This is a genomic window from Candidatus Nitronereus thalassa (assembly GCF_032191465.1).
Lineage (GTDB): Bacteria > Nitrospirota > Nitrospiria > Nitrospirales > UBA8639 > Nitronereus > Nitronereus thalassa.
The window spans coordinates 2,346,401-2,359,895 of sequence record NZ_JAQOUE010000001.1; the positions used below are offsets into that span (position 1 = coordinate 2,346,401).

At 48.1% G+C, this 13,495-nt stretch carries 13 protein-coding genes; 11 read left to right on the plus strand and 2 right to left on the minus strand.

What is annotated here, in order from left to right; translation table 11 throughout:
* The first annotated feature begins 156 nt into the window (after positions 1–156).
* The 11 genes from PPG34_RS10605 to pfp all read left to right on the plus strand — a co-directional run bounded on the left by PPG34_RS10605 (position 157) and on the right by pfp (position 11,158).
* A complete protein-coding gene (locus PPG34_RS10605; protein WP_313833260.1) occupies positions 157–834 on the plus strand; it encodes a nucleotidyltransferase domain-containing protein in 678 nt (225 codons plus the stop codon).
* A gap of 458 nt (positions 835–1,292) precedes the next feature.
* On the plus strand, positions 1,293–4,274 hold the full coding sequence (locus PPG34_RS10610) for a PAS domain-containing hybrid sensor histidine kinase/response regulator (RefSeq protein ID WP_313833261.1): 2,982 nt from the start codon (positions 1,293–1,295) through the stop codon (positions 4,272–4,274).
* Positions 4,275–4,582: 308 nt separating this feature from the next.
* Positions 4,583–5,029, plus strand: coding sequence for a hypothetical protein (locus PPG34_RS10615; RefSeq protein WP_313833262.1), 447 nt, complete (start codon positions 4,583–4,585; stop codon positions 5,027–5,029).
* Between the two features lie 86 nt (positions 5,030–5,115).
* A complete protein-coding gene (locus tag PPG34_RS10620) occupies positions 5,116–6,081 on the plus strand; it encodes a DnaJ C-terminal domain-containing protein (protein WP_313833263.1) in 966 nt (321 codons plus the stop codon).
* Positions 6,074–6,403 (plus strand): chaperone modulator CbpM, encoded by a 330-nt coding sequence (locus PPG34_RS10625; RefSeq protein WP_313833264.1) that lies wholly within the window; start codon positions 6,074–6,076, stop codon positions 6,401–6,403. Before PPG34_RS10620 ends, PPG34_RS10625 begins: the two co-directional genes overlap by 8 nt.
* Positions 6,404–6,412: 9 nt before the next feature.
* A complete protein-coding gene (locus PPG34_RS10630) occupies positions 6,413–6,838 on the plus strand; it encodes a CBS domain-containing protein (RefSeq protein ID WP_313833265.1) in 426 nt (141 codons plus the stop codon).
* 15 nt (positions 6,839–6,853) lie between these two features.
* Positions 6,854–7,216 carry a SpoIIAA family protein gene (locus PPG34_RS10635; protein WP_313833266.1) on the plus strand — a complete coding sequence of 121 codons (363 nt, stop codon included), beginning with the start codon at positions 6,854–6,856 and terminating at the stop codon, positions 7,214–7,216.
* Between the two features lie 343 nt (positions 7,217–7,559).
* Positions 7,560–7,784, plus strand: coding sequence for a YgaP family membrane protein (locus PPG34_RS10640; protein WP_313833267.1), 225 nt, complete (start codon positions 7,560–7,562; stop codon positions 7,782–7,784).
* 23 nt (positions 7,785–7,807) lie between these two features.
* Positions 7,808–8,359, plus strand: coding sequence for a hypothetical protein (locus tag PPG34_RS10645; protein WP_313833268.1), 552 nt, complete (start codon positions 7,808–7,810; stop codon positions 8,357–8,359).
* Positions 8,360–8,452: 93 nt separating this feature from the next.
* Positions 8,453–9,883, plus strand: coding sequence for an MBL fold metallo-hydrolase (locus PPG34_RS10650; RefSeq protein ID WP_313833269.1), 1,431 nt, complete (start codon positions 8,453–8,455; stop codon positions 9,881–9,883).
* A gap of 9 nt (positions 9,884–9,892) precedes the next feature.
* Positions 9,893–11,158 carry a diphosphate--fructose-6-phosphate 1-phosphotransferase gene (gene pfp, locus PPG34_RS10655; RefSeq protein ID WP_313833270.1) on the plus strand — a complete coding sequence of 422 codons (1,266 nt, stop codon included), beginning with the start codon at positions 9,893–9,895 and terminating at the stop codon, positions 11,156–11,158.
* 86 nt (positions 11,159–11,244) lie between these two features.
* Here pfp and PPG34_RS10660 read toward each other — a convergent pair whose 3' ends face one another.
* On the minus strand, positions 11,245–11,889 hold the full coding sequence (locus PPG34_RS10660; RefSeq protein WP_313833271.1) for a CBS domain-containing protein: 645 nt from the start codon (positions 11,887–11,889) through the stop codon (positions 11,245–11,247).
* A 156-nt stretch (positions 11,890–12,045) separates the two neighbouring features.
* On the minus strand, positions 12,046–13,323 hold the full coding sequence (locus PPG34_RS10665) for a pentapeptide repeat-containing protein (protein WP_313833272.1): 1,278 nt from the start codon (positions 13,321–13,323) through the stop codon (positions 12,046–12,048).
* Positions 13,324–13,495 lie beyond the last annotated feature (172 nt).

Genomic DNA, 13,495 nt, shown 5'->3' on the forward strand with positions numbered 1-13,495 from the left:
GCTACTGTGATTGGAAAAGAGTGTAAACCCAAGAGGCATGATCTTGAACTAGGGGGAACCCCAGCCTAATAGGTTATTGTTACTGGTGTAGGGAATTTGGACCAAAGAAGGAGAATAGGGGTACCGCCCTTTTCGCGATTCCCCTATAGTACGGACATGACGCCAACCTCATCATCACAACGTACGACCATTCTGAAAGTTCAGGTTGGTTCCCATGCACATGGCCTGGCTGGACCGGAGAGTGATCAAGACTTCCGAAGCGTATTTGTGATTCCAACCACGGATCTCTTTCGGCTCGACTTCAAATATCCGGCGACCAGTTGGAAGAAAGGCGATGGCGATGAAGCATCTTGGGAAATCGCTCCGTTTTTATCCCTCGCCCTCCAAAGTCATCCTTTAATTTTGGAAACCTTTTTGGCCCCGGTGGTAAAAACGAATGATTGGGGGAAGGAATTGCAAACACTGTTCCCAGCAGTCTGGAGCCCTCAAAAAGCTTTTGATGCCTTCATCGGCTATGCCAAAAATCAACGCACGAAATTTTTAGATAAGAAAGACAGCCGGCCAGAAAAATATGCCGCAGCCTATGTGCGAGTACTATCCAATCTTTGTGAACTTCTTGAAACCGGCACATTTACGGTTCGAATTCGGGATACACCGTTGGGAGAATCAATTGTTCGCATCAAGCAAGGAGCCTATCGTATCGGGGAGGTTATCGACCTTGGAGAAGAGCTTACCCAGAAAGCGTCGAGGGCTCTACACCCATGTCCACACCAACACAATATCCAACAGGTTGAGGATTTTCTTATAAGGATTCGAACCGCTTTCCTCCCTTGACCTCAGCCCCCAACAAAATTGTGCGATTCAAAAAGCTCTTTTGTCCACACCACTAAAAGGCCTCAGATTCCACACTTTTCGTTTAATCCTTTTTCTTTTTTGGGAAAACCGCTCACGGCCTACCAGGTAGCCCTTTGCAAGCCATCCATATACTTCACCATCTGAGGTTCTTCTTCCCTCTCTAGAAGGACATCCGCAAAGCCTTTAACAATCCCTGCAAACACGTCTTTTTAGATGACATATTGGTCTGCCCGGGTTAGGATTATTGGAACTGGTCAATCAACAGTCCTCTTCAATTAATCGAGTTCGAGCCAAGGCTCTGCCGTTTCGTATTGAATAGCCGAAGGGCACAGCAAATTCCCAAATGGGTTTATTGATAAAGTTGAGCCTGGGGTTATGCATGATGATGACCCTTAAGGGCAGGCTTTATCGTTAAATAGTCCACGGAACACATAAGAATGATCTGGAACTCCACATTCTTAATGGCCATGGTTGATGTCGCGATCATTATCATCGTCGCGGCATCTTTCTTGGTCACGATTCGATTTCGCAAAAAACTGAAAACGCTCCGGGCAAATCTTGGGTTTAGCATGATCATGGCTGGTCTTGCCTTAACAGGCTTGATGTATTCCACAGATCTGTTCGCCATGTTTTTCCTGCCAGGGCTCACCTCATCCCAAGCCGCACTGACGTTTATGACGGACCTGCATCTTAATTATAGTTGGCTGGTCACATTGTTTGGGACATTAATGATTTTTGGGGGATTTACCCTGACTCACCTCAACATGGTACGAACGCTTGAGAAAAACCAACGATACGAACAAATTGTAAGTGGGACAAATGATTTTTTAGCCTTTATTGACTGTGAATTCAGATATCAGGAAGTAAATTCTTCTTATTTAGAAGCTTTTGATTGGAAAAGAGAGGAGATCCTTGGAAAAACGGGGGCAGAGCTCTTCGGAGCAGAAGCCTTTCACACCGTATTGCGCCCGGCCCAAGCCAAGTGTTTGGCAGGGGAAAATATCACGTACGAAACCTGGTTGAATTTCCCGGTTTTGGGACGACGATGCCTTGATGTCCATTATACGCCCTTTCAAGAATGGGATGGGAGCATTACCGGGATGATCGTGGCCGTCCGGGATGTCACGGAACGTAAAGCAGCAGAAGAAAAACTACTTAAGTGGGAACATATTTTTCGTTTTGCAGGATGGGGCGCCACCATTGTAGATCCCAAAACCAACACGATGGAAGCAGTCAATAATGCTTTTGCCGAGATGCACGGATTTGACGTTGAAGATCTTGTTGGTAAACCCTTTGAAGTGGTCTTTGCTCCTGAATGTAGCAATGAGATTTCTTTGCATGCCGAACAGGCCCATATTCACGGATACCACGAATATGAATCTCTCCACGTCCATAAGGATGGCAGGAGGTTTCCCGTTCAAACCAATGTCACCGCGTTTAAAAACAAGGAGGGGGAGGTCCTGTTTCGAGCAGCAACGTTTCAAGACCTCACCTCCCGAAAAGAAGCCGAAGGAGCCCTTAAAGAGAGTGAGGAGCGATTTCGCCAACTCGCGGAGAATGTCAATGCTTTGTTTTATGTCCAATCCGCCGATTTTGAAACCGTACTGTACATTAACCCCGCTTTCGAGGAAATCTGGGGAGTCCCTCTCGAGGTCGGTTACAATGATGCAAATTATTGGATCCAGTCAATTCATCCCGAAGACCGTGAAAGAGTAAAAACCGCTTTCATCAATCTCGTAAACGGTTCCACCTATGAAGAGGAATTTCGAATCTTTCGGCCAGATGGATCTGTTCGATGGATCTATGACCGGGCGAAATGTGTCAAAAACCAAGATGGTGAAATTTATCGTGTCGTCGGCATCGCGGAAGATGTGACCAAAAAACACGAGGCCCAATCGGCAATTCGTGAGACTCAAGAAAATTTCCAAATGGTATGTGAAGCCATTCCGCAGCAGGTATGGACCGCAGGGCCGGATGGAAAATTAGACTATGTCAACGGTAGAGTCTGTGACTATTTTCAACTCCCTGCTGACCAAATTGTCGGGGAGGGATGGCACCAAGTCGTTCATCCAGATGATTTATCTCTCTGCCTTCAACGATGGGAACATTCCCTTCGAACGAACCTCCCCTATGAAGTCGAGTTCCGTTTAAAACAAGGGGAGGACCAAACCTACCGTCATCATATTGGCCGTGCGCTTCCCATATTCAATTCTGCAGGCCAGGTCTTCAAATGGTTTGGGACCAATACGGACATCACCGATTTCAAAAAATTGGAAGCACAACGCAGACAAGGGCAAAAGATGGAGGCTATTGGGACTCTGGCCGGAGGCATAGCTCATGATTTCAATAATGTCTTAGGAGTCATCTTAGGTTTTACGGATTTGGCTCAGCAAAAGGCCAGAGGCCATGATGCTTTGGAAAAAAACCTTCAGGAAATCAGTCGCGCTGGAAAACGAGCACGAGACCTGGTTCAACATATCCTGACGTTTAGTCGACAAGAGAATATTCATAAATCCCCCATTAATCTGACATCTTTGATCCCGGACATCCTCAGTATGGTTCGAGCGACAATTCCATCGACCATTGAGGTTCGGATGATGGTGCCCAATGCGCCAAAAGCCATTCTGGGTGATTCCACACAAATTCAGCAGATTATTTTGAACTTGTGCAGCAATGCAGAATATACCATGAGGGAAACCGGTGGAAGGCTTGAGGTCACTTTGGAATCTGTGAATTTTCCCAATCCCAGAATTTTCGAAAACACGACCTTACCCCCTGGTCCATACCTTTGTCTCAAGGTTAAAGATACGGGAACAGGCATATCGAAACATGATATGAGTAGAATTTTCGACCCCTTCTATACGACCAAAGGGGTGGGGGAGGGAACGGGATTGGGACTCGCCGTCGTTCATGGAATTGTGTCGAATCATCAAGGAGCCATCTCCGTGGAAAGTACCGAGGGGAAAGGGACAACCTTTTCGGTCTTTTTCCCTGAAATCGACTCCATTGAAATATCCACGGAAAATTCTCCTTTAGCACCTCCCGTTGGTTTGGAAAAACCAGCTCGCATCCTATTTGTTGATGACGAAAGGCCCATTGCAGAAATTGGAAAAGAAGTGCTCGAGTCAATGGGATGTCAGGTAGAAATCTGCACAAACGGAACCGAAGCATATCGCCGCTTTCAAGAAGACCCTGATCGATTCGATATGGTGATTTCCGATCAAACCATGCCAGGCATGACAGGCGACGCATTGGCAAAAGCCCTACGAACTCTTAGGGCCGACCTTCCTATTGTTCTGTGCACAGGATTTAGTCATACCATGACACCTGAAAAAGCGAAACAAACTGGAATCCACGCCTTCCTTAAAAAACCTGTTCTCAAAGAAGACCTCATTGAAACCTTAAACCAAATTCTGTGACTTAAAAGACTCAAGAGAGCACAAAGGTGGGAAAAAGGGCCTTTCCGTCCACAGTCATCCGGACAACAAGGACCTAAAAGCCACACTTTCTTCTATTCTCCTTTTTTCTTTCATCGCAAAATCCTCTTAACCTCCTGACTAGCCCTCATTTTTTGGCCGCTTGTCTTGAAGCCAGCTTTGGCATCCGGTTTGCCCTTATATGAATAGTGAGTGTCACGACATAATTATTGAAAGCTGGTCAACCATCAGGCTAGGTAGGGCTGTAACGTCGCTGTTATCTCCATGATCCGGAACAAGGCTGAAAGAACTTGCCCAACGCTACCCCACCCCTTGAACCACAACCCGGAGAGGCATTTGTCCTTTCCTGGCCCGGCTGGCGTACCCTGGTGGCCTCTCCGGTTCTTTACTCCATGATTATCCCTTTGGTATTTTTGGATTTATTCCTGGAATTGTATCATCGAACCGTGTTTCCCATTTTGGGAATTCCCAAGGTCGTTCGGAAAAATTATATCCTGATAGACCGGCATCGAATGCCTTTTTTGCCCATTGTCCTAAAATTCGCCTGTGCCTATTGTGGGTATGCGAATGGGCTTCTTCACTATGCGTTTAAAATTGCGGGAGACACGGAGAAACATTTTTGTCCAAGTAAACACCAAGCCCATGCGGGCTTTCAGGCGCCTTCCCATCATGAGGCCTTTTCCGAATACGGTGATGCGAAAGGGTTTGGGCAACGTTTTCATGGCAATCCGAAATAATCAGGTAAAGTGTAATGGAGTCAGAAGATTAAATTCGACGCATACATCTACCCTTCTTTTTAGTTAGTTGTTTTCTCCTACTGCTTATGCCAAACGCCACCCAAGATTTTTACAGCCGTCTCGGCCTCTCTAAAACCGCGACTCAAGACGAGATTAAAAAAGCCTACAGAAAATTGGCCCGTAAATGTCATCCCGACCTTCACTCAGGTGAGAAAAAGTCGGAAATGGAAAAACAGTTCAAGGAACTCAGCGAAGCCTACGAGGTGCTTGGGAACGAGGAGACGCGAAAAAAATACGACAAATACGGTGCCCAATGGAAAGAGGCGGAGGCCTACGAACAGGCTCGCCAACAAGCGGGAGCCACCGGGAGAGGAGGAGAATGGCACACCCAATATTCTCAGGGCGATGCTCGGGACTTTAGCGACCTGTTTGAAAACCTTTTTGGGAAACAAGCCAGGTCCTACGGGGGAACCCAACGCGGATTTGCGATTCCCGGGGCAGACCTTGAAGCCAATGTTCAACTCTCGCTTCACGAAGTTTTTGCCGGGACCAGTAGACATTTGGAAATCCCGGAAAAATCCGGAAGCGTCAAATCCCTCGAGGTCCGAATTCCCAAAGGCGTTCGAGACGGAGAACGGGTTCGCGTAAAAGGCAAAGGTGGCCCTGGCCAGAATGGTGGGCCATCCGGTGATTTATTCATGAAAATTCATGTCAGGCCTCATCCGGTTTTCCTTAGATCCGGCGCCAACGTATCAATCGACTTGCCTGTCTATCCCTGGGAGGCGGCCTTAGGAACTGAAGTGCAAGTGCCAACGTTAACCGGCCCTGTTCGGTTGAAAATTCCTCCGGGCAGTCATTCCAAACAGAAAATGCGCGTGAAGGGGAAAGGCCTGCCGAACCGTACCGGAGGCTATGGCGATCAATTTGTCATTCTCACCATCACGAACCCTCCTTCGTGCTCTGAACAAGAACGGGCGTTGTATGAACAACTCCAAAAGCTGGATCACCCTGATCCACGAGCCGCACTCATCCGCGAGGCGACACATGCCTAAAGACTACGACCGAGACATTGAACAGGTCACTGGGGAACTGGTGTACCATGCCTCTATCAACCAAGAAGAATTGTGCACTCGGCTTGGTATTGGTCCCGAACTTGTGGAATTGTGCATGGAATGGGACATTATCCACCCCCTCCACACCACCTCAGAAGGCGTCTTAATGTTTTCTATGCAAACAGTGGATCGTCTCTCAAGTGGGTTACGCCTTCATCGGGACTTGGGGGTCAACTGGGCAGGGGTCGGCATTGCCTTGGACTTGTTGGAACGTATTGAAGCATTGGAATCTCAATTGAAAGAATCATTTCCCCTTGAATAGGAGCGAGACATGGACGATAGCCTTCTCAATACCAAAGTTCGCGAGATGATGACCACCCGCATGGTGGCAGCGACACGAGACTATAATGCCCGTGATTTAGCGGTTCTTCTCCAATCCGGGACGTTTAGCGGCATCCCTATTCTTGAGTCAGGGAATAAACTCGTCGGGTTAGTCACTGAATTTGATGTACTCAAAGCCATGGTAGACGGCAAGGATCTTCAAGCGCTGAAAGCCGAAGACCTTATGAGCTCCAACCCGGTTTCGGTGAATGAGCACCAAACTGCGAAGGATGCCATGACCTTGATGATCGCTCATAAAGTCATCCGCCTTCCTGTGGTTCGCGATGGCAAACTAATCGGACTAATTGCTCGAACGGATATTATCGACCGCCTGGTCGATCCTCACTTAGTCAATGTGTATGGCGCGTTTGCATGAGCCCTAGAAGAATAGATGATTGATATTCTTCCAGAAAGCCAAGGCAACATAATCGGGATCCGGGCTTCCGAACAACTTACTGACGAGGATTATCAGACGATCCTTATCCCTCGCCTGAAAGCCATCATTCATGAGTTTGCAAAAGCTCGGGTCCTTTTTCTCATGGATCAAGATTTTCAAGGTTGGGAGTTGGACGCCATGTGGGATGATGCCAAATTTGGAGCTACCCACAGACACGATTTTGAAAAGTTTGCCGTGGTTGGTGGCCCGCTTTGGGTCGAATGGGGTGCCAAACTGGGAGCGCTTTTCATGAAAACCCAACTCCGCACCTTTTCCAATGACCAACTTCAAGAAGCGTGGGCATGGATTAAATCTTAACACCCTCCGAAATTTATCTCGCAATTTGGTGGGACATCATCCTACGCACCAACCTTTCCTTTTGAGACAGTCCGGAAAGGGGGGACTCAAGAGGGCCTCTCACCCCGTTTATTACATTTTTCTGGCATCTCGAATATCGCGGCATTGTTGGACCGTTCCCAGCTGATCGTTGTGGTTAATTCGGACAACCCGTCATCCTCTTCTCTACTTATCTCCTCAAATTTCAAGAACCTTCTTCAGTTATTTCTCTGGCACCAGTTTTGAATGACTTTCCATTAGGATCGCGAGAGTCGACTGAGGGAGAAAGAAAAGAATTTTAATTCTTTTCCAGAGAAGGTCGCCAATGGGGCATATCGTCAATATCGGAAAACATGAATGTCGCATTCGTATCGGCCTTGGCCTGTTCCTTTTTGCGACTGGCGGTTTAACCGCCTTGCCCGATTGGGCTTCCCTCGGGGCCTTCTGCCTTGGAGCCATCTTTTTATATACCGGCATCCACCATTTTTGCCCATTATGGAAATGGCTTGGGATTAATACGAGTGACCAACCGGGTCAAAAACATCACTAACCCGCGCACCCAAGAGGTTCATCATGCGACACGCACCGATGTTTGATGCAAAAGTTTCTAGATTGACGAAGACATATCTTCACGCCCTCGCCATAGGGGTAACAATCACTCTGATCAGTATGGGTCTCGCCAATAGTAAGGCCTTGGCGATTTCGAGTTCCCCCCCCATCGTGGATCACGTCACAATTCAGTCTCAAGGGGACGGCTTCCCTTCTTCCTACACCATACCCATTTATCAGGTAGGAGATATTCGCTTTTTGAGTGCGGGAATTGGGCTGGAAGAACGTAAGGCCGCCTATCCTTCCTTTCCCTTAAAACTGATTTTCGCACAAGCCGGAGGTGCGTTGGTTGCTGGGGTTTCGGTCACTGTTCAGGATGCATCTGGAACCGAAATCTTAAAAATATCCGGGGACCAGGTATCCGGGCCTTGGTTGTTCTTGGACTTGATTCCAGGCACTTATCGGGTCACCGCCGCCCGGGGCGATGGGAATTCCGTGACAAAAACTATTCAATTGCAAAAGGGGTCGACCAAGAGCATCCACCTTCATTGGCGTTCACCAAATAAACAGGGATAACCGGAGATCTCCACTTCAGGATACACCAACAGTCCGGCTTAAAAAATTACGCCAGGGGATCTCAGTGATAATGGCTTGCCCTCGGAGGATCTGATGATTTTCAAACAATTCTACCTCCCAGTTCTGTCCCATGCATCCTATTTCATTGGCGATGAGGGCAGTAGAATGGCCCTAGTCGTCGATCCCCAGCGTGATATTACGCAGTATGTGGAAGAAGCCAAAAAATACAAGCTGCGGATTGTCAATGTTTTTTTGACTCACTTTCATGCCGATTTCGTGGCCGGGCACCTTGAGCTTCACCAACAAACCGAAGCGCAAATTTGCCTTGGAGCTCAAGCGCAGGCCGGTTATCCCTTCCAGGCATTTCCAGACGGAAAGAGCCTGACCTATGGGGATTTGCGGGTCCAGGTGTTAGAGACCCCAGGCCACACCCCCGAAAGCATTTCCTTATTGGTTTTTGACCTTCACCAGAGTTCAGACCGGCCCTATGCTATTCTCACGGGAGATGCGTTGTTAAATGGAGATGTCGGACGCCCCGATCTACTAGAGTTTCAAGGGTATAACTCTCGTACATTAGCGGAAAATTTGTACGACTCTCTTCATGAAAAAATATTACCCTTGCCGGATGACACTCTGGTGTATCCAACCCACGGCCCCGGAACGTTTTGCGCGAAAATACGACACCATGAATTGTTTTCCACGTTGGGTGTACAGAAACACACCAACCCGGCCTTGCAACCCATGGAAAAAGAATCCTTTTGTGACAGGCTCACGACAAATCAACCAGACCCCCCTTCCTATTTTCGGTATGATGCGGCCGTGAACGCCAGGAACAGATCCTGCCTGGACAAGGTCATCAACAATGCCCTCAACCCGTTGCCCCTTGATCAGGTGTTACGGTGGAAAACATCCAGGGCCAACCTTCTCGATATTCGTGACGCGGAGGAATTTGCCAAAGAACACATGTTGGATTGCCTGAATATTGGATTGAACGGGAAATTCGAATTCTGGGTAGGCACGCTCCTTCATCCTGAATCACCCATCGTCCTCATAGCTGAACCCGGACAGGCGCGGCAAGCGGTTCTCCGTTTAGCCCGAATTGGTTTTGATCACGTCGTGGGATATTTGAAAGGTGGCGCCCTTGCCCTGGCCGCCACGCCTGAACTTATTCATTCGGTCCAGCACATGACGGTAGAAGATCTTGATGCCCATTTGCTGTCTGAAAATCCGCCTTATATAGTGGATGTACGCAGCAAAGAAGAATGGGAGGAACGGCGAATCGATCACAGCCACAATATTCCCCTGAATCATCTCCAGGACCGGCTTCAAGAGATACCAACGGATCGAGAGGTCGTGGTCCATTGCTCAGATGGATATCGGTCATCCATTGCCGTCAGTCTGTTACACCGACATGATGTGTGCCATGTGAGACATGTATTAGGTGGATTCGAGGCTTGGGAGCATATGGTGATGAATTCCTCCGGAACTCTTGCAGATGTTTCTCGCCAAATCGGAGGTCGTTAGTTATTCATCATGAAAGGCAACTTGAAGAAAATTGGAATCTTGGTCGGCGGAGGACCCGCCCCAGGTATCAACAGCGTGATCGAAGCCGCCATGCTACGTGGCCTATCCGAGGGGCTGGAGGTCATTGGCCTCATGGATGGCTTTCACTGGTTGATGCAGGGAGACACCTCGCACATTATCCCACTGAATGAAGACACCGTTCATCGTATCCATTTCAGAGGCGGGTCACTTCTCAGAACGTCACGAGCCAATCCCACGAAGGATCCGAAACATCTGAAGACAACCTTGGCCTCCTTACAAAGCCTGAATATAGACGGATTGATCACGATTGGTGGAGACGACACGGCCTCGTCTGCCATGAGACTCGAACAATTAGCCGGCGGATCGCTTCAAGTGGTTCACGTCCCCAAAACTATCGACAACGATCTATGTCTACCCCACGGCATTTCCACGTTTGGATTTCAAACCGCTCGCCACCTCGGTGTTGAAATCGTCAAGAACCTCATGGTGGATGCCCATACGACTTCTCGATGGTACTTTGCTGTCGCCATGGGACGTAAGGCCGGGCATCTGGCCTTAGGCATAGGAAAAGCCGCGGGAAATGCGATCACCATTATCCCCGAGGAATTTCATCATCGCCCTCTCAGACTATCAAACCTGTCGAACATTCTTTTGGGTTCAATTATCAAACGCTTAGGTGCAGGACGACCCGATGGCGTGGCGATTTTGGCAGAGGGGTTGCCCGAACTCTTAAACCCCGAAGACTTATCTGAGGTCGGAGATGTGGAGCGGGATGAGCACGGCAATATTCGGTTTGCGGAACTCGATATTGGGCAGGTCTTGAAAGAGACGGTTCAACGGGAACTCAAACATTACGGAATCAAACTCACCATTGTGACCAAAAACATCGGCTATGAATTACGATGCGCCGACCCCATACCTTATGATATGGAATACACTCGAGATTTGGGATACTGCGCCGCTCAATTTCTTCTCGAGGGCGGCAATGCCGCGATGGTCGCCATCGATACGGGGAAGTTCACGCCGCTTCCTTTTAAGGATATGTTAGACCCTGATACTGGAAAGGCAAAAATTCGACTCGTGGATGTTGAATCGGAATACTACAAAATCGCGAGGCAATACATGGCACGAATGGAACGCGAGGATGTTGAATCTCATGAAGCCATCGCCAAATTCTCTCAGGTGTTAAAGATCTCACCTGAAGACTTTACACAGAAATTTGGCAACATCTCGGAGGACAATCGTAATTCATGAAGCGTGATTTGTGAAGCGAACAATTCAACACTTCCCCTGTTGTACACATCATCCATAACAGTTCACGTTCATTCATCCCTTCCTATCTAAATCCATAATTCCAATGGAACTTGGTTCATTACCGTCCGCAGAATATCGCTTCGGGTGATTATTCCCACCGGATAGCCTCTTTCATTCACAATAGGAAGTGCCCCGATACGCTCCTCAAACATTACCCGCGCAATAGTGCGAATTTCGGTGTCCGGGTGAGCCGTGAGCACACGATCAACCATAATATCCTGCACCGTAAGGCTGCTCAGTGGCACTGATTCAATCTCGGTATGTTGATGAATGCCTGCGGCCTCTCGCCAAAGATCACGATCGGAAAGAATGCCAACAATCCGATCCTCATCATTCACCACAGGGACATGACGAAAGCGATGATGGTAAAACAATTTCCAGGCATCTGCGATTGGAGACTTTATCCCGATCGATACAGTGGGTGAAGTCATTACCTGTTTCGCCAACACGGCAAGCTCCCGTTTTGAGCTCTCTTCCTGAGAACCGACATACGCCTTGGTCAATTTGTTGGGAAATGGGAACGAGGATGACCCCGACTTTCCTTCGGAATGAGCGTCTTTAATTGATGGTACGGAAGTGGATGGGGTGACTTTTTCCACTGAGCGGGAGGTTCGAACCATACCAGGCACGTATTGCTCAGCCTGGCTGTTAATACTCCAGATGGTAAGCACATTAATTCCTTTTCCATTCGAGAAAAAATTCTCAAATCAAAAAAAGCCATCCCCTCTGTAGGTGTAGCATCTCATGTCTCCTCTTACACGAAAAAAGAGGAAGCAGCATGAGATGCTGCTGCTACAGGAATATCTTCGCAAATAGCCTGAAACTTTTTAATCCGCTTTTGTTGGACAAGGGGTAGGCCTCGTCAAACCTTTTGGCAAACTGGTTCGCTCTCCCACACATGCCGCGTTTAATTGTTCTTGAGTCAGGCCAAGAACAAACTTCATCGAGGTGTTCCGTAAATCAGCTTTGGTCAATACGGCCTTTCGAATATCCGTCCCTCGCATATCCGCCTCAGGAAAACGCGCTCCGGAAAGGTTTGCCTCCTGCATATTCGTATTGAACAACACGACTCGAGTAAGATTGGCAGACCTTAAGTCCGCGTCAGCCATATTCGCCCAAGAAAAATCAGCACCCTCTACATCCGCTTCTCGAAGATTCGCCTTAGCCAAATAGGCTTCATCCAAACCCGCCCCTCGTAGATGTGCCTGACTTAAGTCCGCCAATAAGAGATCGGCTTCTTGCAAGTTCGCCTCTGTTAAATCGGCGAGGTGCAAATTCGCTCTGTAGAAAATTCCCCGTTCGAGGTTGGCTCCACGAAGGCTCGCCTGTTGAAGGTTCGCTTCATTAAAGTTGGCTCCATGCAATTCGGCCTGATCCAAATTCGCCCCTTGCAAGTCCGCTTCTTGAAGCTCTGCTTGAAATAGATCCGCCTGCGCCATGTTGGCTTTTCTCAACAAGGCTCGATGAAGGCTCGCGCCTTGAAGGTCCGCAGCCCGAAAACTGGCTTGAGTAAGATTGGCTCCATCCAAATTCGCTCCCTTGAGGTACCCGTCATCAAGGTGAGCCTCTTGAAAATTGGCCAAGGATAAATAGGCTTCTGACAAATTGACTTCCCTCAGGTTCGCCTGAAAAAAATTTCCCCTGGCGATGTCCGCCTTTCGAAGATTGGCCGCATGAAGATTCGCTCCAGAGAAATTGGCTTCACGCAGATCACTGAGAGACAACGATGCTTGTCTCAAGTTGGCTTTCTGAAAATTGGCTTTCACGAATTTCCCACCCGAAAGATCGGCATGGATCATTTTGGCTTCTGACAGGTTGGCACCACTCAAATCCACTTCTCGTAAATCCAATTCCTGTAAATCCGCCCCACACAAATTGGCCTTTTGACCTTCCTGATCCTCTCGATTCACCAGCCATTTTTTATGACGGTGAAGAACATCCTCTAACATGTGCTGTGACAATTTAGCCTGTTGGTAAGGGCTCTGACAGGCTGTGGTCTGCTCAGAAGTTTCGGCTTGAGATGGCCCACTCGCCAAGACCCCTGAAAACAAAATCCAGGCAGCCGTCAATACAATAAGACTTTCATGCCCTCTTCCTCTGTTCATACCATTCACTCTTCGATCCTTTCTTCTGCTAATACCTGCGCTCGAAGGTCTTAAATGCAGGTATTATTTTTTATCCAAAGCGCAAACAAACCAGAAAACATAGGTTAGGTGAGTAAAGCATGAAATGAAGCTTCCGGCCAGTCAGAATCCATGTTCTCTCTTAAAGAATATA